The sequence below is a fragment of the Pseudomonas sp. MF09150 genome (genome assembly GCF_059862355.1).
Genome location: NZ_JCBCUS010000001.1, coordinates 849,459 through 871,291, shown reverse-complemented (window position 1 = coordinate 871,291; position 21,833 = coordinate 849,459). Strand labels below are relative to the sequence as shown.

The window sequence follows — 21,833 nt, the reverse complement described above, 5'->3', positions numbered from 1 at the left end:
GGGCCGAGCACCGTACACAGCAGGTTTTCGGTTTCTTTGGAAGGAACGGACATGAGTACGACACGATTGACCATGGCCCAGGCCCTGGTGAAATTCCTCGACAACCAGTACGTCGAGGTCGATGGGGTGCAGAGCAAGTTCGTCGCCGGGATCTTCACCATTTTCGGCCACGGTAATGTGCTCGGCCTGGGCCAGGCCCTGGAGCAGGACAGCGGCGATCTGCTGGTGCATCAGGGGCGCAACGAGCAGGGCATGGCCCATGCCGCCATCGGTTTTGCCAAGCAGCACCTGCGGCGCAAGATCTATGCCTGCAGTTCGTCGGTGGGCCCGGGCGCGGCCAATATGCTGACCGCCGCCGCCACGGCCACCGCCAACCGCATTCCCTTGCTGCTGCTCCCGGGAGATGTCTACGCCAGCCGCCAGCCGGACCCGGTGTTGCAGCAGATCGAGCAGTTCCATGACCTGAGCATCAGCACCAACGATGCGTTCAAGTCCGTGAGCAAATACTGGGACCGGATCAACCGCCCCGAGCAGTTGATGAGCGCGGCGATCCACGCCATGCGCGTGCTCACCGACCCCGCCGAAACCGGTGCGGTGACCCTGGCCTTGCCCCAGGATGTGCAGGCCGAGGCCTACGATTACCCGGACTACTTCCTGCAAAAACGCGTGCACCGCATCGACCGCCGGCCGCTCACCGAGGCCATGCTGGCCGACGCCGTGGCGGTGTTTCAGGGCAAGCGCAAGCCGCTGATCATCTGTGGCGGCGGGGTCAAGTACGCCGGCGCCAACCAGGCCTTGCAGGCATTTGCCGAGCGCTTCGGAATTCCATTCGCCGAGACCCAGGCCGGCAAGAGCGCGCTGCTTTCCAGCCACCCGCTGAACCTCGGCGGCATCGGCGAGACCGGCTGCCTGGCGGCCAACCTGCTGGCGCCGGAAGCCGACCTGATCATCGGCATCGGCACCCGCTACAGCGACTTCACCACCGCCTCCAAATCCCTGTTCAAGCAGCCTCAGGTGCAGTTTCTCAACCTCAATATCAGCCCCTGCGATGCCCTGAAACTGGACGGCGTGCAGCTGCTGGCCGATGCCCGGATCGGCTTGCAGGCACTGAGCGAGGCCCTGGGGCGCAGCGACTATCAGGCGGCCTGGGGCGGGCAGATCGAGGACGCCAGGGCGCAACTGGAGGCCGAGGTGGATCGGGTCTATCAGGTGCACTACCAACGTGACGGCTTCGTCCCGGAAATCAACGACCACCTGGACCCGGCGGTGCTGCGGGAATTTATCGAACTGACCGGCTCCTGCCTGACCCAGAGCCGGGTGCTGGGGGTGCTCAACCAGGCCCTGGCCGACGATGCGGTGATTGTCGCCGCCGCCGGCAGTTTGCCCGGCGACCTGCAGCGCAGCTGGCGCAGCAAGGGGGTCAACACCTACCACGTGGAGTACGGCTATTCGTGCATGGGCTACGAGGTCAGCGCGGCGCTGGGGGTCAAGCTGGCCGAGCCCGAACGTGAGGTCTACGCGCTGGTGGGGGATGGCTCGTACCTGATGCTGCACTCGGAGCTGGTCACCTCGATCCAGGAGCGGCGCAAGATCAATGTGGTGCTGCTGGACAACATGACCTTCGGTTGCATCAACAACCTGCAGATGGAACACGGCATGGACAGCTTCGGCACCGAGTTCCGTTTCCGCAACCCGGACACCGGCAAGCTCGACGGCGGCTTCGTGCCGGTGGACTTTGCCATGAGCGCCGCGGCCTATGGCTGCAAGACCTACAAGGTCAGCACCGAGGAGCAATTGCAGGCGGCCCTGGCGGATGCCCAGACCCAGACCGTGTCGACCCTGATCGATATCAAGGTCCTGCCCAAGACTATGATCCACAAGTACCTGTCCTGGTGGCGGGTAGGGGTGGCCCAGGTCTCCACCAGCGCCCGCACCGACGCGGTGGCCAAGACCCTCAACGAACGCCTGGCCAAGGCCCGGCAGTACTGATTGCCCTGAACTGAACAACCGCAGGAGTGTAGCCATGTCTTCGTCGTCTCATTCGTTAAAACTGGGCGTTATCGGCACCGGTGCCATCGGCCAGGATCACATTCGCCGTTGCAGCCAGACCCTGCTCAACAGCCAGGTGGTGGCCGTCACCGACATCAATTTGCAGCAGGCGGCCAAGGTCGTGGCCGACCTGGGCCTGGGCGCCGAGGTCTACCCCGACGGTCACCGGTTGATCAACGCGCCGGAGGTCGAGGCGTTGCTGGTGACCTCCTGGGGCCCCAGCCATGAAGAGTTCGTGCTGGCGGCCATCGCCGCGGGCAAGCCGGTGTTCTGCGAGAAGCCGCTGGCGGTGACCGCGGCAGGCTGCCGCCGCATCGTCGAAGCCGAGGTGGCCCACGGCAAGCGCCTGGTGCAGGTCGGTTTCATGCGCCCTTATGACCAGGGTTACCGCGCACTCAAGGCGGTGATCGACAGCGGCCAGATCGGTGAACCGTTGATGCTGCACTGCGCCCACCGCAACCCGACTGTGGGCGAGAACTACAAGACCGACATGGCCATTACCGACACCCTGATCCACGAGCTGGACGTACTGCGCTGGTTGCTGGCCGACGATTATGTGTCGGTGCAGGTGGTGTTCCCGCGCAAGACCAGCAAGGCCCATGCGCACCTCAAGGACCCGCAGATCGTGTTGTTGGAAACCGCCAAAGGCACGCGCATCGACGTCGAGGTGTTCGTCAACTGCCAGTACGGCTACGACATCCAGTGCGAAGTGGTAGGGGAGAGCGGTATCGCCCGTCTGCCGGAGCCGTCCCAGGTGCAACTGCGCAGCGGCGCCAAACTGTCCAACGCGATTCTGATGGACTGGAAAGACCGGTTTATCGCCGCCTATGACGTCGAGTTGCAGGCCTTTATCGACGGCGTGCGCGCCGGCAAGGTCGGCGGCCCTTCAGCCTGGGACGGCTTTGCCGCGGCGGTGGCCGCCGATGCCTGTGTCGAGGCCCAGGGCAGCGGCGCAATCGTCAACATCACCCTGCCGGACCGCCCGGCGTTTTATGGCTGATACCCGATCCCAAACGAAACCCTGGAGCTCGAATCCCACACCCTGTAGCCGCTGCCGAGCTCCGCGAGGCCCGAGTGGGCGTCGTAGGAGTGTCAGGTGTCAGCAAGGCGCTGCGGATGGCCAGCGTCCGCACGCGGCCCGAGGATTCAGGGCCCGTTGAGCCAACTTTTGAGGGAGTAACACCCTATGCGTATTGCACTCGATCCATATATGTATCGCCATCTGCCCTTGAACCAGATGACCGACAAGGCAGCGGAACTGGGCTACGAGTACATCGAACTGTCGCCCCGGGAAGACTTCATGCCGTTCTACAAGGCGCCACGGGTCGACCGGGCGCGGATCAAGGAGTTTCGCAAGGCCTTGAGCGACAGCGGGGTCAAGCTCTCCTCGCTGTTGCCCATGTACCACTGGGCCAGCGCCGATGAAGGCCTGCGGGTGGCGGCGGTGCGAAACTGGAAACGCGCGATCCAGATCGCCGTCGAGATGGACTGCGAGCTGGTCAACAGCGAGTTCACCGGCCAGTCGGACAAGGCCCTGGTGTGCGAGAACCAGTTCATGCGCTCCATGGACGAGCTGATGCCGGAGTTTGAACGCGAGGGCGTCAAACTCAATATCCAGGCGCACCCCTACGATTTCTGCGAGCGCAACAATGAGGCGGTGGACATCATCCGTGGCCTGGACCGGGACTGGATCAACTACGTCTACGCCGCGCCGCACACCTTCTTCTATGACGACGGCAAAGGCGATATCGCGCCGATGCTCAAGTACGCCGGCGACAAGCTGGCGCACCTGATCATTGCTGACACCTATAACCACCGGGCCTCATCGGGCCAGCGCTACATCGTCAACCCACCGGGCGTGCACGCTACCGTGCACCAGCACCTGGACATCGGCCAGGGCGAAGTGGATTGGGAAACCTTCTTCTCCACCCTGCGCGAGATCCGCTTCGATGGCATTGCCACGGTCTCGGTGTTCGCCTGGGAAGACCGCCCCGATCAGTCCAGCCTGATGATGCTTGAGCGCGTCAAAAGTGAGCTGTGCCGCTAAACCGCAACCCCTACCCAACGGCAGGCGCCAGGCCGCATGTGCTCTTGCGGCCCTGGCGCGCCGCCCCATCAGCAGGAGGATGTATGCGTATAGGTCTTGTCGGATACGGCCATGGCGGCCGTCACTTTCATGCGCCGCTGATTGCCAGCTTGCCCGGCGCGCAGTTTGTCGGGGTCGTCACCCGTTCGGCCGAGCGCCGGCAGTTGCTGGCCCAGGATCACCCGGGCCTGGCGGCGTTCGACAGCATCGGCCAACTGGCCGAGGCCGGGGTCGATGTGCTGGTGGTCTCGACGCCGTTGGCAGGGCGCCCGGCGCTGGTGCTGGAGGCGATCGAACGCGGCATCGCGGTGGTCAGTGACAAGCCTTTCGCGACCGATGCACCACAGGCGGCGTTGCTGATCGACAGCGCCGCCGCGCGCCAGGTGCCCCTCAGCGTTTACATGAACCGGCGCTGGGACTCGGACTTTCTCACGGTGCGCAAACTGATCGAGTCCGGAACCCTGGGCCGGATCACTCGCTTCGAATCCAAGGTCGAACGCTACGCGCCGCAGTCGCTAGGCAATGACAGTGGCGGCGGCTTCCTTCGGGACCTGGGCAGCCACCTGGTGGATCAGGCGCTGCAACTGTTCGGGCCGGTGGCGCGGGTGTATGCCGAGCTGCACTACACCCCCGAGGAGCCGGAGGTCGACCACGGCTTTTTTGTGTCCCTGAGCCACGCCAACGGGGTGGTCTCCCATCTGGCCGGCAGTTGCCTGCAAAACAGCCAGGGGCCGCGTTTTCGGGTCAATGGCACGGCCGGCTGTTACACGGTCGATGGCCTGGATGGCCAGGAACAGGCGCTGGTGGCCGGTCTTTCGCCGAAAACCGAAGGCGAGCGCTGGGGCGTCGAAGAGCATCGGCGCTGGGGCTGGTTCGAGCAGGGCCAGGAACGCGAGCGCATCACCTCCGAGCGCGGGGCCTGGAATCAGTTCTATCAGCAGCTGTTGCAAGCGCTGGAACAGGGGACTGCACTGCCCGTGGACCCCGCCGATGCGCTGGCCACCACCCAGGTGCTGGACGCCGCGCGGCTAAGCTGGCTGCGGCGCCAGGTGGTGGAATTGGCAACGGTTTCCAGCCCGGAACAAAATTAGAATAAAATTCTAAAATGAGTTGATATAGAAATTATTTTCCAATAAAGTCATTTCCAGGTTGCCGACTATCGAAGGCTCCGATGGGCTTCAAGCACTGCTTGATTCCCTGGAGAGCCTGCCAACAAAAACAAATCAGGTGCCGTCGATGAAAACCTCCAACAGTGCGTCGCACGTTCTGCCTTCCACGTCCCAGCCACGCTCCAGCCATGTTCCGAGCGACCCCGAACTGCCCCGGGCCGTGCACCTTTCTGTGTTCCAGTATTTTTTCGGCCTGTTGTGCATTGAGCACAACGGTGCGCTGGTGTGCTGCATTCCCGGCGCGCCCATCGTGCGCCTGCCGCACTGAGTTGCTTCTGCGCCTTATCCATAAAACCTACAAGAATGTGGAGAAAGACCTTTCATGAAGACCAAGACCCGTTTCGCCACGCTGGCCCTGTCACTGATGCTGAGCAGCGGCGCGGCCTTTGCCGACCTGAAGATCGGCGTGAGCATGTCGCAGTTCGATGACACCTGGCTGACCTACCTGCGCGAGTCCATGGACCACAAGGCCAAGTCCCTGCCCGATGGGGTCAAGTTGCAGTTCGAGGACGCCCGCAGCGACGTGGTCAAGCAACTGAGCCAGGTCGAAAGTTTTATCAGCCAGAAAGTCGATGCCATCGTGGTCAACCCGGTGGATACCGCCGCCACCCGGAAAATCACCGAAGCGGCGGTCAAGGCCGGCATTCCCCTGGTCTACGTCAACCGCCGCCCGGATGACCTGAACCTGCCCAAGGGCGTGGTCACCGTGGCCTCCAACGACCTGGAAGCGGGGCAGATGCAGATGCAGTACCTGGCCGAGAAGATGGGCGGCAAGGGCGACATCGTGATCCTCCTCGGCGACCTGGCGAACAACTCCACCACTAACCGCACCAAGGGCGTCAAGGAAGTGCTGGCCAAGTACCCGGGGATCAAGGTTGACCAGGAACAGACCGGCATCTGGCTGCGGGATAAAGGCATGACCCTGGTCAACGACTGGCTGACCCAGGGCCGCAAGTTCGACGCCATCGTTTCCAACAACGACGAAATGGCCATCGGCGCCTCCATGGCCCTCAAGCAGGCCGGGGTGGAGAAGGGCAGCGTGCTGATCGCCGGGGTCGACGGTACGCCCGACGGCCTGCGTGCGGTGAAGAAGGGCGACCTGACGGTCTCGGTGTTCCAGGATGCCAAGGGCCAGGCCGATGGCTCGATCGATACCGCGGTGAAGATGATCAAGCATGAGCCGGTGGAACAAGCTGTCTGGGTGCCTTATCGCCTGATCACCCCGGACAACGTCGACCAGTTCAAGTAATGCCGCTGACCTCGCCCCGGCGCCAGAGCGGCGGGGCATCGACACCGTCATCGTCCGTTCAATAACAACAATAAGCGGCCAGGCAGCCTCGGGCCGCCTGGCTGATGGAGTACCTGATCATGTTCTCTCGCGCGACTGCTGTGAGCACTGCGCCGCTGGCGATTCCGCCCGGCGCCCTGGCCACGGACGAACCCTACCTGCTGGAAGTGATCAACGTCAGCAAGGGCTTTCCCGGTGTGATTGCCCTGTCCGATGTGCAGCTGCGGGTGCGCCCGGGCACGGTGCTGGCGCTGATGGGCGAGAACGGTGCGGGCAAGTCGACCCTGATGAAAATCATCGCCGGCATTTACCAGCCCGATGCCGGCGAGCTGCGGCTCAAGGGCCGGCCCGTGGTGTTCGACACGCCGCTTGCGGCGTTGCAGGCGGGGATCGCGATGATCCACCAGGAACTCAACCTGATGCCGCACATGAGCATCGCCGAAAATATCTGGATCGGCCGTGAGCAACTCAACGGCCTGCACATGATCGATCACCGCGAGATGCACCGCTGCACCGCCCGGCTGCTGGAGCGCCTGCGCATCGACCTCGACCCCGAGGAGCAGGTGGGCAACCTGAGCATCGCCGAACGGCAGATGGTCGAGATTGCCAAGGCGGTGTCCTACGACTCCGATGTGCTGATCATGGATGAGCCGACCTCGGCCATCACCGACAAGGAGGTGGCGCACCTGTTCTCGATCATTGCCGACCTCAAGGCCCAGGGTAAGGGCATCATCTATATCACCCACAAAATGAATGAAGTGTTCGCCATCGCCGATGAAGTCGCGGTGTTTCGCGACGGCGCCTACATCGGCCTGCAACGCGCCGACAGCATGGACGGTGACAGCCTGATCTCGATGATGGTCGGGCGCGAGCTGAGCCAGTTGTTCCCGGTGCGGGAAAAGCCCATCGGCGATCTGCTGCTGTCGGTGCGCGACCTGCGCCTGGACGGGATCTTCGCCGGGGTGTCGTTCGACTTGCACGCCGGGGAGATTCTCGGCATCGCCGGGCTGATGGGCTCGGGGCGGACCAACGTCGCCGAAACCCTGTTCGGCATCACCCCCAGCGACGGCGGCGAAATCCGCCTCGACGGCCAGCCATTGCGCATCGGCAACCCGCACCTGGCCATCGAGAAGGGCTTTGCCCTGCTGACCGAGGATCGCAAGCTCAGTGGCCTGTTCCCCTGCCTGTCGGTCCTGGAAAACATGGAGGTGGCGGTGCTGCCCCATTACGCCGGCGGTGGTTTCGTCCAGCAAAAGGCCTTGCGCGCCCTGTGCGAGGACATGTGCCAGAAGCTGCGGGTCAAGACCCCGTCGCTGGAGCAGTGCATCGACACCCTGTCGGGCGGCAATCAGCAAAAGGCCCTGCTGGCGCGCTGGCTGATGACCAATCCGCGGATCCTGATCCTCGACGAGCCGACCCGCGGCATCGACGTCGGGGCCAAGGCCGAGATCTATCGGCTGATCTCGTTCCTCGCCAGCGAGGGCATGGCGGTGATCATGATTTCCTCGGAACTCCCCGAAGTGCTGGGCATGAGTGACCGGGTCATGGTCATGCACGAAGGCGAGCTGATGGGCACCCTCGACCGTGCCGAAGCGACACAGGAACGTGTCATGCAACTGGCCTCGGGCATGGCCCTGGTCCACTAGTTCTTACAGGCATTGAGGTCGAGGGCGCAGTGGTTCGCCGTCGGCCACGGACATAAAAGGTGAATGGTTATGAACGCGATACTGGAAAACAAACCTGCCACGGCGCCGACCCGAGCGCGTCGTCGGTTGCCGACCGAGCTGAGTATTTTCCTGGTGCTGATCGGCATCGGTCTGGTCTTCGAAGTGTTCGGCTGGATCGTGCGTGATCAAAGCTTCCTGATGAACTCCCAGCGCCTGGTGCTGATGATCTTGCAGGTGTCGATCATCGGCCTGCTGGCCATCGGCGTGACCCAGGTGATCATCACCACCGGCATCGACCTGTCGTCTGGCTCGGTGCTGGCGCTGTCGGCGATGATCGCCGCCAGCCTGGCGCAGACCTCGGACTTTGCCCGGGCGGTGTTCCCCTCATTGACCGACCTGCCGGTGTGGATCCCGGTGATCGCCGGGCTGGGGGTCGGGCTGCTGGCGGGGGCGATCAACGGCAGCATCATCGCCATCACCGGTATCCCTCCCTTTATTGCCACCCTCGGCATGATGGTTTCGGCCCGGGGCCTGGCCCGCTACTACACCGAAGGCCAGCCGGTGAGCATGCTCTCGGACTCCTACACCGCCATCGGCCACGGGGCGATGCCGGTGGTGATTTTCCTGGTGGTGGCGGTGATCTTCCACATCGCCCTGCGCTACACCAAGTACGGCAAGTACACCTACGCCATCGGCGGCAATATGCAGGCGGCGCGGACCTCGGGGATCAACGTCAAGCGTCACCTGGTGATCGTCTACAGCATCGCCGGGCTGCTGGCGGGCCTGGCCGGGGTGGTGGCCTCGGCACGGGCCGCCACCGGGCAGGCGGGGATGGGCATGTCCTATGAACTGGACGCCATCGCCGCGGCAGTGATCGGCGGCACCAGCCTGGCCGGTGGGGTCGGGCGCATCACCGGCACCGTGATCGGCGCGCTGATCCTCGGGGTCATGGCCAGCGGCTTTACCTTTGTCGGGGTCGATGCCTACATCCAGGACATCATCAAGGGCCTGATCATTGTGGTGGCGGTGGTCATCGACCAGTACCGCAACAAGCGCAAGCTCAAGCGCTGATGCTCACATCGCGCCCTTGACCACAGGCACCGCGGCTGGCTTGCCAGCCCCTGTGCAGCAAGGGCCGGGGCCGGTGTCGCGCCTTGTCGCCACCGGCCCCGGTCACGGTCCGGCCATGATCGAGCCGGGCTGACCGAAGACCTGCCAATACCCGCAGTACCCCCACAACCCGCATCAAAAAAACCTTAACAACAATAAATAGAGGTGAGCTTTGCCATGGGCGCAAGAAAAGACCCGCGTTACCTTTCCCCCTGCCTGTTGCTGGCAGCCATCGGTTTTGCCGACCACGGCCAGGCGGCGGACGCGTTCGCTGCCGACTCGAAATGGCTGACCGGCGACTGGGGCGGCCTGCGTACCGAGTGGCTGAATAAAGGCTACGACGTCCAGCTCGAGCACGGTGGCGAGTTCGCCAGCAACCTCAAGGGCGGTTACAACGACGACCGGACCGCGCGCTGGACCGAGCAGTTCGTGTTTGGTCTCAAGGTCGATCTGCAAAAGGCCATGGGCCTGGAGAATGCCCAGTTCAAACTGGCGATCACCGAGCGCGACGGCCGCAGCCTGACCAACGACCGCATCGCCGACCCGCGGGTTGGCGGCTACACCTCGTCCCAGGAAGTCTATGGTCGTGGGCAGACCTGGCGCTTGACCCAGCTGTGGTTCAGCAAGGGCTTTTTGCAGGACGGGGCGCTGGACGTGAAGCTCGGTCGCTTCGGCCCCGGAGAAGACTTCAACAGCTTTCCCTGCGACTTCCAGAGCTTGACCTTCTGCGGTTCCCAGGTCGGCAACTGGGCGGGAGGCATCTGGTACAACTGGCCGGTCAGCCAATTGGCCGGGCGGGTCAGGTACAGCATCAACCCGCAGTGGTTCGTGCAGATCGGCGCCTACAACCAGAACCCGTCGAACCTGGAGACCGGCAATGGCTTCAAGCTCGACGGCAGTGGCACCCAGGGCACGCTCCTGCCGGTGGAGGTGGTGTGGTCGCCCAAGGTCAACGGTCTGCCCGGCGAGTACCGCGCCGGTTACTACTACAGCACGGCCAAGGCCAACGACGTGCTCAAGGACCTCAACGGCCAGCCGCAACCTCTGACCGGCAATGACCTGCGCACCCATGGCAGCAAGTCCGGCTACTGGCTGGTGGCCCAGCAACAGGTGACTCGGCATGCCGGGGACGCCAGCCGTGGCTTGTCGTTGTTCGCCAACCTGACCCTGCATGACAAGGACACCAATCAGGTCGACCACTTCATCCAGGCCGGGCTGGTGTACAACGGGCCGTTCGATGCACGGCCCAAGGACGCCATCGGTTTTGGCGTGGCCCGGGTGCACACCAACAGCGATTATCGCGAGCGCGCCCAGTTGCAGAACCAGGTCAACGGCATCGGCGATTACGACAACCCCGGCTATATCCCGTTGCAGCGCAGTGAATACAGTTCGGAGTTGTACTACGGGGTCCACGTCACCCAGTGGCTGACGGTACGGCCGAACCTGCAATACGTGAAAAATCCGGGCGGCGTGCGCGAAGTGGATTCGGCAGTCATCGGCGGGGTCAAGGTCGAGACGGTGTTCTGAAAAAGCGGTTTTTCAGGGGGCAGTGCCCGGTTTTTCTCGAATGGCACTGCCGTTTGTCTTCTAAAAGACCCCTCAGGATGGAATTTTTTGTTATAAACGCACTCCGATCTGTACCGACAAAGCCCGCAATAGCGGGCTTTCGGCGCTTTGTCGGACAGATTGACTCTCATTTCAGTTGCTGAGGCCTCAAACCGGCCTTAGACTGCCGCCCCTCGTAAATTGAGTGCCGGGTGGCGCTTGGAATGTATGGCGCCTTTCCAGAGACCCCAGAGGGTCGACCGGAACGCTCCCTAATTCGCCTTAATGCACGTATTTTTTATAGAGAAATCAATGACAAAGGAAAAGTTGCTGGCCATGCCGGCGGATGACTACATGAATGCCGAGCAACTGGCTTTTTTCACTGAGCTGCTGCAAGCCATGAAGGTGGAAACCCACGAGCGCATCGAGCAGAACCGGATCGCCATTGAAAGCCTGGACACCCCGGCTGACCCGGCCGACGCCGCTTCGGTCGAAGAAGAGCGCACCTGGCTGGTCAACTCCATCGACCGCGACCAGCGCATGCTGCCGCAGCTCGAACAGGCCCTGGGTCGGATCGGTGACGACAGCTTCGGCTGGTGCGACGACAGCGGCGAGGCCATCGGCCTCAAGCGCCTGCTGATCAGCCCGACCACCAAGTACTGCATCGAAGCCCAAGAGCGCCACGAGCAGATCGACAAGCACCAGCGCCAAGCCTGATGCCATCAGCGCCGCCGCTACGCCGGCGGCGCCAAGTCCCAGATTTTTGCCTTTGGCCTGTGGCCGCTGCCGCAGGCTGCACGGGCCCGTCCAAACACCGCACATTTACCTGACTCCCCCACGGCGTCCATCCCGGCCGGCGCAGCCTCGTGCCTCGGTAGCGGCTACACAAACCTACTCATGTATCCGACACGCCACAGCGCACTCAGGGTCAGCGCAGCCCGACGGCAGCGGTTATAGGATCATTTTGATATTGCTGCTGACATCGAAAATCCCCGCCAACTGACTGACCCCATCCATTGACCTGCTGCAACCCCCCGACTAAGGGACCATGGATAATGGCGTTCTAGTATCGTCTAATGCTTGCAAACAATTAGAAACTGCTCGGGGTAATCAATGTGACAAGGGACGGATCTCTATCGGTTGCCGCTGCGCAACCGGCTCAACTACCCGACACCGCCAGCCGCTGGTGGGCGCCGACTCTGCAGAGCATCGCCCTTATGCTGCTGTTAAGTGGCCTGGCCCTGTGGGGCTGGCCGCTGTACCTGTGCCTGCCACTGGCGGTGCTGGTGATCTGGTTGCCGCGCCTGCGCTCGCGCAAGGTGCCCGTGGCCAGTGTGTCTGCCGAGCAGGGCGACATGGCTGCGCTGACCCGCGACCTGTCCTACAGCACCAGCCATAACGCCTTGTCCGCCGCCGGCGTGGCGTTTTCGGTGAAGCAGCTGGCAGGCAAACTGCAATCCCAGCTCGATTCGGCGGCGCGGATTGTCAGCAGTGCCGAGGTCATGATCCAGACCGAGCAGGCCACCTCTCAGCTCAGCCGCGAGGCCCTGGGCGCCGCCAGCCAGGCCCACGAGCGCAGTGCCGAAGGCCGCAGCGTGTTGGCCGAGTCCATCACCCGCATGCACCAGCTCAGTCAGCGCGCCAATGCCAGCCGCGAATTGATCGAAGCCCTGAGCCAGCGCAGCGAAGAGATCCAGCGCGTGACCCTGGTCATCCAGTCGATTGCCAGCCAGACCAATCTGTTGGCGCTCAACGCCGCCATCGAAGCGGCGCGGGCCGGCGAGCATGGCCGCGGCTTTGCGGTGGTGGCCGATGAAGTGCGCGGCCTGGCCGGACGCACGGCCACGGCCACCGACGAGGTCGGGGTGATGGTGGCGGATATCCAGCAGCGCACGGCCCAGGTGGTGGAGCAGATCCGCCAGCTGTCCGCCGACCTCACCATTGGGGTGGAGCAGGTTGAGCACACCGGCCAACACCTGGAAGACATCGCGCGCCTGGCGGCCGGGGTCGAAGGCCAGGTCAGCGAGATTGCCCGGGGTGCGCAAACCAACCGCGAACAGCTGGACAGCCTGTTCCATGCGGTGGAGCAGATGCGCAGCGACCTGGCCATCAGCGACCAGCAGACCCGCAGCCTGGCCGACGCCGCGGTGCAGATGGAGGGCCAGGCCGAAACCATCAGCGAGCGCCTGGCCGAGGTCGGCCTGGACGACTATCACCAGCGGGTCTACGACCTGGCCCGGGAGGGGGCGAACCGCATCGCGCAGCAGTTCGAGACCGATGTGGAGCACAACCGGGTTGCCCTCGACGATTTGTTCGACCGCAGCTACCAACTGATCCCCAACACGGCACCGGCCAAGTACCAGACCCGTTTCGACCGCTACACCGACCAGGTGCTGCCGGCGATCCAGGAGTCATTGCTGACCCGCCACGACGGTCTGGTGTTTGCCATCGCCTGCACCCCTCAGGGTTATGTGCCCACCCACAACCAGGTGTTTTCCCAGCCACTGACCGGCGACCCCCAGGTCGACACCCTGCATAACCGCACCAAGCGCAAGTTCGAGGACCGCACCGGCATCCGCTGTGGCAGCCATCAGCAGGCGCTGCTGCTACAGACCTACACCCGCGACACCGGCGAACTGATGCACGACCTGTCGGTGCCGATCATGGTCAAGGGGCGGCACTGGGGTGGCCTGCGCCTGGGCTACAAACCCGAGCAGGCCGCACCGCGCCGGTAATTGTTGCCGCGGCTGCAACAAAGCTGTGCAGGACGCGGCTGTTTCCCGGGACCGGAAATGATTAGCATGGCCAACATCGTTAGTCTGCTAACTACTTCCGGAGGGAATGCGATGCACAGCAGAGTCGATGTCGCCGTCATGATTGGCAGCGGTGTACCGCCCAGCCTGCGTGCCCTGGGGCGCAGTGTGTGCTGGGTAGTCCTGCTCAACGGTGAGCAGCGCGGTACGGCGTTCGCCAGCCGCGATGAGGCCGAGGAATGCCGCGCCGCCTGGCAGGCGCAACTTGCAGCGGCCGAGCCTGCCCGCCTGCATTGATCCTGTCGCCGAACCGCCCTTGACGCTGCTATAGAAACAGCGGCGCCGGGTTGAGCTCGCTCTCGTCGAGGGGGGCAGTTCGCCAACCCAGGGTGCAGGGCACGTCATACAGGCGCCCGGCTGCGAAGCGCGGCCAGAAATGGCGCAGCCCGGGCACGATGGCCTGCACCACATTCAAGCCGAGATCGGGACGGGTCTTGTCCACCATCAGCCATTCCAGGCCTTGCCGTGCGAACACGCGCTGGCAGTGGTCCAAGGCCTGTTCCAGGGATTCCGGTGCCTGGGTGAAGTCCCGGGCTGAAAGGCTGCCGACGGGTTGCAGAAAACTGGCGTCTGCCAGCAGTTGGCGATTCCAGGGATCGGGACCGCGCACCAGCGGATCGAACAGCTGGTTGACCTCGGTCAGCGCGCGCTGCACCGCCAGGTGCGGATCGAGGTGGCAGCCGAAGCCCAGGGCGTGGCGGTCTTCCTCGGGATGCCAGGCCACGGCGGCGCACACCGGTATCTCCAGGTCGTGGGTCAGGTCCAGGACCCAGAGCTGCCAGCCGAGCCCCGCGTAGTCCGCCGCCAGTTGGTTGAAATACGGGTCGTTGAAGCTGGCCAGGTCGAGCCCCGGGCGTTGCAGCCGGTTGTACCACCAGATGGCCGTCGCATCCCGCTCCACCAACTCCAGGGTGCCCTGGAGCAACGCCTCCGCCACACTGGTGCCGGCCGCGGTGCCATTGGGGTTGTGGATGCCGAACGCCAGCCCGGACTCTTCCGGGGCCTGGGCATAGCAGTAGGCCAGGGGCACCTGGCACCAGCGCTGCTGGCTCAGGGACCAGGCCGGGGTCCAGTCGATGGCGGTCCGGGGATCCCAGGGCAGGGGCACCTGTTGCCGGACATCGCGGGTGCCGGCGTTGATCTGCTGGCGCCGGGCGAATTGCCGCTCACTGAATTGCTGCAACGGATTGAAGCCCAGGCTGGGTTCGGCAAGGTCCACCTGGCGCGCCCGGGTACGGGCCTCATCGCCCTGATAGACCCCGCTGAATCGTTCCAGAGCCTCACACAGGGCGCTGGTACGGGCCTGTTCGGCGGTCGCGCCTTTGCCGGCGCAGACCTTGTCGATGGCCAGCCCCGGGGCCTGTGGGTCGGGGCGCACCATGTAGCCGGACACATAGACCTGGCGCAGGCCGTCATGCCGCCGGGGCATGGTGTGCAGGTAGCAGATCGGCCCGGTCAGGGGGCTGACCAGATGCCGGTAGCGCTCATAGGTCCGCTGCGCGCGCTGATGGCGGTAGCCGCCTTCGAGCCGCTGGCCGGGCGCGGCCTCCAGGCAAGGCTGGCGCCAGGCCTGGAGAGTCATCAGGTCGGGCGTTCCGCAGCCTGGGCACTGGGGGCGTTTGACCAGGGTGTGGGCCTGTGTCTGCAGGGTTCGGGTGTCCAGCGACAGGATGTCCCAGGCCTGCCGGGGGCTGCCGTCCTGTTGGCTGAACCAGTGTTCGATGGCCATGGTCAACAGCCCGTGGCACGCCATTTCACTGGCCGGCCCGCAGGTCAGCGGCGGGCGGGCATAGGTCGGCGACCCTTGCTGTTCCAGCCAGGTCTCCAGGGGCTTCTGGGTGCCGATCCAGAACCGCAGGCAATCGATGCAGGCGCTCTGCGGCAGTTCGATAAAGGGCCCGATGCTTGGCGTCAGGCCATTGGGCCTGGCCAGTAGCACGGGGCGGCCTTGCTGTTGCGCCTGCCGGCACAACCTGTGCAGTTCGGGGCAGCGGTAGTCATCGCACAGCACCAGCTTCAGTGCAGCGTCTGCCTGCACCTCGATCCCGGCCAATTGCAGGGCCTGCCGACACCGCTCGAAGCGTTCCAGGCTGACGCTGGCGGTGCGCACCAGATCGACCTGGCTCAGCGGTGGCGCCGCCCCATCCCGCCCTGAAGCCTGGCGCCAGAAAGCCTGTTCGGCGCGGGCCTCGTCGCTCTGTGGCGGTGCGTGCAGCTGGATGTAGGCGGCGCGCGCCAGGGCTTGCAGGATGCTTTCTACTTGCGGGCCGTCGAGACGCCCCGCCAATTGATCAATGATCTGCGAGCCGGTATGCCCCCCATCGATCAGGGGGGCTACCAGCCCCAGACCCTTGAGCCGGATCAGGGCGCGCCTGGACTCACTCACCACCACCAGGCTGTCGTCGTCCAGCCGATGCAAGGCAAAGCCTGGCGCGATTCTGGGGCAGGTTTGTGGCGCCCGCGGGCGTATCTGATCCGGCATGACGCAAGGTCCTCAGCAGCAGGTAAACAGGTAGATCGGCCCGGCGTCGTTGTAGGCCGCCAGCGCAATGGCCTGCTCCTCAAGCGCAGGCGTCTCGGGGATGCTGAAGGTCATGCGGTTGGGCGGCAGCAACCACTCCCGGCCGTTCCAGCCCTGGCTGGGGTCGCAGGGGGTAATCACCAGGTCGATGTTCCAGGGCACGATATAGCCGAAGTAGTCGATCAGGGCCTGTTTCGGCGATTCGATAAACAGCTGGCGGAAAGCCACGCTGATGTCGTTGTCACCCCAGGACAGGGCCACGGCGCGCAAATAGACTTCGGAGAATTCAAGCAGCACTTCCTGGCTGGGTACTTCGTTGAGGCGTGGCATGGCGTGGCTCCTTCAGCGGGTCTGGGGTTGCAGGAAGGTCAGGAACTGCAGGTTGTAGGCCGCCAGGGCCTCGGCCTGCTGATTCGCCGGTGGCGCCGGGGGCAGGTGCAGTTGCAGGCGGTCGGTTTTCTTCACCAGCCAGTCGACCACGGTTTCCGGACGGAACTCGGCGTTGTCGAAGATCACGTCGATTTCCAGGGCGAAGGGGATTTCATAGTTCAGGTACTGGCGCACCGCCGCCCGGGGGTTTTCCCGGAGTGCGGCCTTGAAGCCCTCGTCCTGCCAGGCCAGGGCCACGGCGCGAATGACTTGGGCGCGGTACAGCAAAAATTCGTCGTATACCGACGTTGAGACCTTGTGCTCCATGACAACTCCTTGTTTGCAGCGCGGTTAGTGAAACAAATTGCTCATGTCCTTTTGTGCATCGCGCCGGGAACGCGACATCTGCATCTGTTCGGCCAGGGCGCAGGCCTGTTGCAGGGTATCGGCAATCTCCGTGGCATTGCGCTGGGCCCCCTGGCGCGACAGCACCCGGGCTTTCAGACGCAGCAGTTCGGGCTGGTAGTAGCGTTCGCCCAGTTCGTCGCACAGCGCCAAGCCGCTGTTGCACAGGCTCAGGGCCTCGGCCTGATGGCCCTGGTGGGACTGGATATCGGCCATCAAGCCGTGGAAGTAGGTATGCCCCAGCAGGCAGCCCAGTTGCCGCAACTGGTCGATGGTGCGGCTGGCCCTGGCGAAGGAGGCCTGGGTCCAGCTTTGAATCAATTCGCCGTAGGCCCCGTATGCCGGCAAGCCATAGGTCGTGGCCAGCTCCACCAGTTGTCCGCAGACCTGTGCGGTCTGCTGCAGGTCGCCGGCGTACTGGTGGATATAGGCCTGGTACATCAGGGCCAGGCCCAGGGAAGGCACATGATCGAGCTCGCGGGCCTGGCGCACGGCATCCGCGGCCAGACCGTGGGCCAGGCTGTCGTCGGTGTGGGTAAACCAGGTGACGCAGGCCAGCACCGATTGCGCCCAGATGCCGCAGTCCAGGCCATACAACAGGGTCTGTTCCACGCGCTGGGATGACCGGGGCAGCGCCACGGCCTGTTGCAGGTGCTCGCGCGCCAGGCCGTAGTGGCCGTCGATCCAGGCCGCGCTGCCGGCCAGCACCAGGGCGGCGATGCGCTCCTCGCTGGAGGCGCTTTGGCGGTTATACAACTGGGCGACGATCTGCCGGACTTCGCGGCGGTGGCTGGCCACATGGTGGTAGGTCGCCAGCGACCAGAGCAGGGCGGGGGTGTGCTCGGCGTTGGTCGAGCGCAGGGCCAACTGATGGGCGCGGTTCGCGGTGTTGCGCACCCGCTCGTTGGCCCAGCCATGGCGGGCCATCAAGGCGCTGATCTTGAGGCGATAGAGGCGCAGTTCCGGGCCCTGGCGCCGGGAGCGTGGCAGCTGTTCGAGCCAGGGTTCGGCCTCGGCGATCAGGTCCAGGGCCGCGTCATACAAGGCCCGTTGCAGGGCTTGCTCGGTGGCTTGTCCGCTCCAGTGCAGGGCCTGCTCATATTGGGCGGCGGCAGCGTGATGGTGCGCCAGCACGCCCTGTTCGCCCTGGCCACTGGTGCACAGGCGAGCTTCGAGAGCGGCGGCGATCCGCCCGTGGGCCTGTTCCCGGGCCGCGCGCGGCATGCTGTCGTAGGCCGCGGTGCGCAGCAGCGCGTGCTTGAAAATGTAGTGCGCATCGCCCACCTGGCGGCAGCGCGAGACCAGGCCCACGCTGAGCAGAGTCTGCAGGTGGGCATGCAGGGTCACGTCGTCGCACGGGGCAATCTGCGCCAGCAACTCGGGGTCGAACTCACGCCCCAGCGCGGCGGCCAGTTGCGCGGTGTGCTTGGCCGCGCCGACTCGGTGCAGGCTGTGGCCGAGGGTCTCGCGCAGGCTCACCGGCAACAGCTCGCGCAGGTGCGCAGTGGCCAACTGGTAAGTGTCACCGTTCAGCACCAGGTCGCCGCGACTGCGCAGGAAGGCCACCAGTTCCTGCACGTAGAGCGGAATCCCCGCCGTGTGTTCATGGATGCTGTGCAGGGCCTGGGCGTCGATCTGTCTGCCACCCAGCAGGGGGCTCAGCAACTGTTCCAGGGTGGCGCGGTCCAGGCCGCTCAGGGGCAGGCTCGGGACCCTGGGGATCCACGGCGATTCCTCGGTTCGCGCGGTCATCACCAGGCAGATGGCGGTGCCTTGCAGCTTGGGCAGCAACTGGTCGAGGAAGGCCGCGCTGCTGGGGTCGATCCAGTGCGTATCTTCCAGCAGCAGACGCAGGGGCTGGCGCTCGCCGATGGACAGCAGCAGGCGTTCGAGGGCATCGAGCAGCATCTGCTTTTGCAGTTCGGGCGAATGTTTTTCCCAGAAACCCGGCCGCTGGGGCGCGCCGCCGATGCCCAGCCAGGAGCACAGCAGCACGCTCAGGTGATCGGCATCCAGGCCCAGTTCCTCCAGATGGCGGTGCAGGCGCTGGACGCGGTCTTGGGGCTGGGCGCTGGTGCCGCGTTCGAGATACTGGCGCACCCAGCGCAGCACCGGATACAGCGCCGCATGTTGCTGTTCCGGCTCGCACAGGCTCGACAGAATAAGGCCGTCATCGAGGGCGGCCCATTCGAACAGCAGCCTGGATTTACCGACGCCGGCTTCTCCACACAGCAGCATGGCCCGCCCGCCGTCGGCCAGGGTGTTGCGCCACAGGGCCTGCAGCGCCTGCAGTTCAACCTGGCGCCCGGCCATGGCCTCGATGCCGTGATCGAGGAAGGAAAAACCATCGCTGGCGTGCTCCCTGACCAGCAGGTAGGTCGGCGCGTCGCTTGCCATCTGAGGCATCACTTGGCTGCACTCGACAAACCTGGCCAGGGCCAGCCGGGCATCCTGGCTGAGGCGGATCTGCCCGGGAGCGGCCCGGCGTTGCAGCTCCTGGGCCCGGGCGGCGGTCTGGCTGGGCTGCATGTCGGCGCACAGCAGCACGTCGCCGACATGGATGGCGATCGACATCTCCAGCACCACACCGTGTTGCGCACGCAGCGCCTGGGCCCGGCGCCGGGTCTGGCCGATCAGTTCGAGGGCGGCGCGAGCGGCGTGCTGGCCACTGCGGTCGCTGACCCTGGGGTAGCCGAAGTAAAACAGCATGGCCGCGGCCAGCGCGCCCATGGCGTGGCCACCCAGGCGCTGGACGATGTCCAGCGAGGTGGAAAGGTGCTCACGCTGCAGGGCTTCGAGCGTCTCCAGGTCAATCGTGGTCGAGCCGGTGCGGCCCAGGCTGACGCTGCAATAAAGGGCGGTGACCTGGCGTTTTTCGAAGGGCGCGCGCGAGGGGCTGCTGGGGTTGATCCAGGTCCGTTCGTGATCGGGAGCAGCGGGCTGATCATGTTCGGCCAGGGTCATCGGGCGCAGCAGATTGTCGACGTTGACCGACGCCAGGCGCTGGTAAAGCCCGATGGTATCCCCGGCACGAATTCGGGGTTGCTTGGCCAGCGCCGCACGCAGCACCTCCTGCAAGGGATGGCCCGCCAGCCCGGGCGGCAGGGGCAGGTCCTGGGGCGTGAGCTGGGCATGGTAGATCTCGGCCAGCGTCGCGCCGTGAAAGGCCGAGCGCCCGGTCAGGCATTCGATAAACAGCAGGCCCCAGGCATAGAGGTCGGTCTTTGCCGTGGCCGGCTCGCCCCGCAGTTGTTCCGGAGCGCTATAGGAGGGGGTGCCCGTGATGTCCGTGGCGTCGAGCGGCGCGGGTACGTCATCCAGGGCCAGGCCGATGCCGAAGTCGAACAGCGTGGCGCTGGGCCTGGCGTTGGTGGCATCGATCATGATGTTCTGCGGTTTCAGGTCACGGTGCACGATGCCCAGGGCGTGGGCGCAGGCCAGGGCGTCGAGGACCTGCAGCATGATCTGGGTCGCCTCGGCGGCCGACAGCGCACCCTGGCGCAGGATGTATTCGCGCAGGGTTTCACCGGGCAGGTATTCATAGACCGCGTAATACAGGTGTCGATTCAGCGTGCCCTTGTCCAGCAGGCGCACGATGTGGGGGTGGTGCAGACGCGCGCAAAGTGCGGTTTCGCGATCGAAGCGGGTCAGCCGAGGGGCGCTCAGGCTGTCGGCGGCATCGGGGTCCAGTTGCAGCAGCTTGATCGCGACCCACTGCCCGGTGCTGTTCTGCCGCGCCCGGAAAACCGAGGCCATGCCTCCGCTGCCGAGCAGGCCGGTGAGTTCATAGCCGGGTAGATCAAAGGACCGGGATATCGAGTTCATGGCCGAACATGCTCATCGAGGTCGGGGGGAGGTGCATGCTCGTCGCCGGCTGCCAGCGACCTTCGAGCGATGAGCCCCGCCAGACCTCGATCGCCACGCTGCCCAGGCGCACGCCGCCGCGCCTCCTTTCGATAAAGTCCTGGCCGATCAGCCCCTGGGACACCGCTTGCTGGAACTGCTTGCGCAGGCGGAACACCTGGATGTTCAGGTGCGCCTTGTCCAGGCCCAGCATGCCCACCAGGTCATCGAGCTCCAGCCAGCCCTGGGTATGGAGGTCGAATCCCTGGGCAGCGTCGGCCAGGCGCTGGCGGGCAAGCAACAGCAGCAGGTAATGATGGGTCCTTTCCCCCAGCTCCAGGCTCTGCGCGCCGCGAAACAGGGTCAGTTGCACATGCTCTTCGTCGAGGCTGGTCTTGAAGCGCATGCAACTGCTGAGGGACGACGGCGCGCTGACCAGGGTGTTCTGCTCTTCGCTGGAGTACGACAGCCGCCAGTCCTGATGATCGAAATGCAGCAGCTCGCCATCGCGCAACGGGACCGCGCCGTCGCTGGTTTCCTGCATCCAGCAACCGTCGGGGGTGCGGTAAATGCAGCTGTAGGGCGGCCCCTCGTCGGACAGCACCAGGAAGTTGTGCAGGGTGAGCGGTTCCACGTGGGGCGCGAGGGGGATCAGCAGGTCGGCGGGCGGAGCCAGGTCGACCACACGCCAGGGCGTGGCATCGAGCATGCCGAAACGGATTTCGTCGCCGAGCTTGATGGCTACCGGTTGGTGTCGGGTCAGGGGCTGTTCGTTGAGCAGGCAGCCGTTGCGGCTCTGGTCGGTCAGCAACCACTGCTGGGAGCTCCAGCGAACGGTGGCGTGCAGCAGGGAAATATCGATGGCGGTCAGTGGGCTGTCACAGCGCTGGGCGAGTCGGCCGAATACATGACAAGACTTGAGCGCGTGCAATGCGCCCGTCGACGAATTCAACAAAATGGCCATGGCT

17 protein-coding genes are annotated in these 21,833 nt (G+C 64.7%); 12 read left to right on the top strand and 5 right to left on the bottom strand.

Going from position 1 to position 21,833, the window contains the following annotated elements:
- Positions 1 to 51: 51 nt before the first annotated feature.
- From iolD to AC19YX_RS03485, 12 genes are all read left to right on the top strand, one after another.
- On the top strand, positions 52 to 1,989 hold the full coding sequence (iolD, locus tag AC19YX_RS03540; protein ID WP_500605663.1) for a 3D-(3,5/4)-trihydroxycyclohexane-1,2-dione acylhydrolase (decyclizing): 1,938 nt from the start codon (positions 52 to 54) through the stop codon (positions 1,987 to 1,989).
- A gap of 34 nt (positions 1,990 to 2,023) precedes the next feature.
- A complete protein-coding gene (gene iolG / locus AC19YX_RS03535) occupies positions 2,024 to 3,049 on the top strand; it encodes a bifunctional inositol 2-dehydrogenase/D-chiro-inositol 1-dehydrogenase (RefSeq protein WP_078471468.1) in 1,026 nt (341 codons plus the stop codon).
- 186 nt (positions 3,050 to 3,235) lie between these two features.
- The gene (locus AC19YX_RS03530; RefSeq protein ID WP_078471467.1) at positions 3,236 to 4,096 is read left to right on the top strand and encodes a sugar phosphate isomerase/epimerase family protein; all 861 of its coding nucleotides are present in this window, start codon (positions 3,236 to 3,238) and stop codon (positions 4,094 to 4,096) included.
- Positions 4,097 to 4,179: 83 nt separating this feature from the next.
- A complete protein-coding gene (locus AC19YX_RS03525) occupies positions 4,180 to 5,226 on the top strand; it encodes a Gfo/Idh/MocA family protein (protein WP_500605662.1) in 1,047 nt (348 codons plus the stop codon).
- 145 nt (positions 5,227 to 5,371) lie between these two features.
- Positions 5,372 to 5,572, top strand: coding sequence for a hypothetical protein (locus tag AC19YX_RS03520; protein ID WP_078471465.1), 201 nt, complete (start codon positions 5,372 to 5,374; stop codon positions 5,570 to 5,572).
- A gap of 54 nt (positions 5,573 to 5,626) precedes the next feature.
- Complete coding sequence (locus AC19YX_RS03515) at positions 5,627 to 6,553, top strand: sugar ABC transporter substrate-binding protein (RefSeq protein ID WP_078471464.1); 927 nt, start codon at positions 5,627 to 5,629, stop codon at positions 6,551 to 6,553.
- A 119-nt stretch (positions 6,554 to 6,672) separates the two neighbouring features.
- Positions 6,673 to 8,238 (top strand): sugar ABC transporter ATP-binding protein, encoded by a 1,566-nt coding sequence (locus AC19YX_RS03510; protein ID WP_201130623.1) that lies wholly within the window; start codon positions 6,673 to 6,675, stop codon positions 8,236 to 8,238.
- A 69-nt stretch (positions 8,239 to 8,307) separates the two neighbouring features.
- A complete protein-coding gene (locus AC19YX_RS03505; protein ID WP_020300609.1) occupies positions 8,308 to 9,330 on the top strand; it encodes an ABC transporter permease in 1,023 nt (340 codons plus the stop codon).
- A 216-nt stretch (positions 9,331 to 9,546) separates the two neighbouring features.
- The gene (locus AC19YX_RS03500; RefSeq protein ID WP_201130624.1) at positions 9,547 to 10,896 is read left to right on the top strand and encodes a carbohydrate porin; all 1,350 of its coding nucleotides are present in this window, start codon (positions 9,547 to 9,549) and stop codon (positions 10,894 to 10,896) included.
- Positions 10,897 to 11,226: 330 nt separating this feature from the next.
- Positions 11,227 to 11,631, top strand: a complete 405-nt coding sequence (locus AC19YX_RS03495) for a TraR/DksA family transcriptional regulator (protein ID WP_020300610.1) — start codon at positions 11,227 to 11,229, stop codon at positions 11,629 to 11,631.
- A 500-nt stretch (positions 11,632 to 12,131) separates the two neighbouring features.
- Positions 12,132 to 13,649, top strand: a complete 1,518-nt coding sequence (locus AC19YX_RS03490) for a methyl-accepting chemotaxis protein (protein WP_242487463.1) — start codon at positions 12,132 to 12,134, stop codon at positions 13,647 to 13,649.
- 111 nt (positions 13,650 to 13,760) lie between these two features.
- Positions 13,761 to 13,964, top strand: coding sequence for a hypothetical protein (locus AC19YX_RS03485; RefSeq protein ID WP_078471461.1), 204 nt, complete (start codon positions 13,761 to 13,763; stop codon positions 13,962 to 13,964).
- A 28-nt stretch (positions 13,965 to 13,992) separates the two neighbouring features.
- Here the strand turns inward: AC19YX_RS03485 and AC19YX_RS03480 are convergent, their stop codons facing one another.
- From AC19YX_RS03480 to AC19YX_RS03460, 5 genes are read right to left on the bottom strand one after another with little or no spacing between them, the layout of a single operon-like run.
- On the bottom strand, positions 13,993 to 16,209 hold the full coding sequence (locus AC19YX_RS03480; RefSeq protein ID WP_500605661.1) for a TOMM precursor leader peptide-binding protein: 2,217 nt from the start codon (positions 16,207 to 16,209) through the stop codon (positions 13,993 to 13,995).
- 12 nt (positions 16,210 to 16,221) lie between these two features.
- On the bottom strand, positions 16,222 to 16,578 hold the full coding sequence (locus tag AC19YX_RS03475; protein ID WP_201130627.1) for a BMA_0021/BMA_0022 family TOMM bacteriocin: 357 nt from the start codon (positions 16,576 to 16,578) through the stop codon (positions 16,222 to 16,224).
- Between the two features lie 12 nt (positions 16,579 to 16,590).
- The gene (locus AC19YX_RS03470; RefSeq protein ID WP_201130628.1) at positions 16,591 to 16,944 is read right to left on the bottom strand and encodes a BMA_0021/BMA_0022 family TOMM bacteriocin; all 354 of its coding nucleotides are present in this window, start codon (positions 16,942 to 16,944) and stop codon (positions 16,591 to 16,593) included.
- A 24-nt stretch (positions 16,945 to 16,968) separates the two neighbouring features.
- Positions 16,969 to 20,847, bottom strand: a complete 3,879-nt coding sequence (locus tag AC19YX_RS03465) for a TOMM system kinase/cyclase fusion protein (protein ID WP_500605660.1) — start codon at positions 20,845 to 20,847, stop codon at positions 16,969 to 16,971.
- The gene (locus AC19YX_RS03460; protein ID WP_500605659.1) at positions 20,822 to 21,829 is read right to left on the bottom strand and encodes an FHA domain-containing protein; all 1,008 of its coding nucleotides are present in this window, start codon (positions 21,827 to 21,829) and stop codon (positions 20,822 to 20,824) included. The genes AC19YX_RS03465 and AC19YX_RS03460 overlap by 26 nt, the downstream gene beginning before the upstream one ends.
- Positions 21,830 to 21,833 lie beyond the last annotated feature (4 nt).

What these genes read in the sequence shown, in the direction of transcription:
- iolD (WP_500605663.1), top strand. Translation starts at nt 52, where the DNA reads ATGAGTACGACACGATTGACCATGGCCCAGGCCCTGGTGAAATTCCTC.
- iolG (WP_078471468.1), top strand. Translation starts at nt 2,024, where the DNA reads ATGTCTTCGTCGTCTCATTCGTTAAAACTGGGCGTTATCGGCACCGGT.
- AC19YX_RS03530 (WP_078471467.1), top strand. Translation starts at nt 3,236, where the DNA reads ATGCGTATTGCACTCGATCCATATATGTATCGCCATCTGCCCTTGAAC.
- AC19YX_RS03525 (WP_500605662.1), top strand. Translation starts at nt 4,180, where the DNA reads ATGCGTATAGGTCTTGTCGGATACGGCCATGGCGGCCGTCACTTTCAT.
- AC19YX_RS03520 (WP_078471465.1), top strand. Translation starts at nt 5,372, where the DNA reads ATGAAAACCTCCAACAGTGCGTCGCACGTTCTGCCTTCCACGTCCCAG.
- AC19YX_RS03515 (WP_078471464.1), top strand. Translation starts at nt 5,627, where the DNA reads ATGAAGACCAAGACCCGTTTCGCCACGCTGGCCCTGTCACTGATGCTG.
- AC19YX_RS03510 (WP_201130623.1), top strand. Translation starts at nt 6,673, where the DNA reads ATGTTCTCTCGCGCGACTGCTGTGAGCACTGCGCCGCTGGCGATTCCG.
- AC19YX_RS03505 (WP_020300609.1), top strand. Translation starts at nt 8,308, where the DNA reads ATGAACGCGATACTGGAAAACAAACCTGCCACGGCGCCGACCCGAGCG.
- AC19YX_RS03500 (WP_201130624.1), top strand. Translation starts at nt 9,547, where the DNA reads ATGGGCGCAAGAAAAGACCCGCGTTACCTTTCCCCCTGCCTGTTGCTG.
- AC19YX_RS03495 (WP_020300610.1), top strand. Translation starts at nt 11,227, where the DNA reads ATGACAAAGGAAAAGTTGCTGGCCATGCCGGCGGATGACTACATGAAT.
- AC19YX_RS03490 (WP_242487463.1), top strand. Translation starts at nt 12,132, where the DNA reads ATGCTGCTGTTAAGTGGCCTGGCCCTGTGGGGCTGGCCGCTGTACCTG.
- AC19YX_RS03485 (WP_078471461.1), top strand. Translation starts at nt 13,761, where the DNA reads ATGCACAGCAGAGTCGATGTCGCCGTCATGATTGGCAGCGGTGTACCG.
- AC19YX_RS03480 (WP_500605661.1), bottom strand. Translation starts at nt 16,209, where the DNA reads ATGCCGGATCAGATACGCCCGCGGGCGCCACAAACCTGCCCCAGAATC.
- AC19YX_RS03475 (WP_201130627.1), bottom strand. Translation starts at nt 16,578, where the DNA reads ATGCCACGCCTCAACGAAGTACCCAGCCAGGAAGTGCTGCTTGAATTC.
- AC19YX_RS03470 (WP_201130628.1), bottom strand. Translation starts at nt 16,944, where the DNA reads ATGGAGCACAAGGTCTCAACGTCGGTATACGACGAATTTTTGCTGTAC.
- AC19YX_RS03465 (WP_500605660.1), bottom strand. Translation starts at nt 20,847, where the DNA reads ATGAACTCGATATCCCGGTCCTTTGATCTACCCGGCTATGAACTCACC.
- AC19YX_RS03460 (WP_500605659.1), bottom strand. Translation starts at nt 21,829, where the DNA reads ATGGCCATTTTGTTGAATTCGTCGACGGGCGCATTGCACGCGCTCAAG.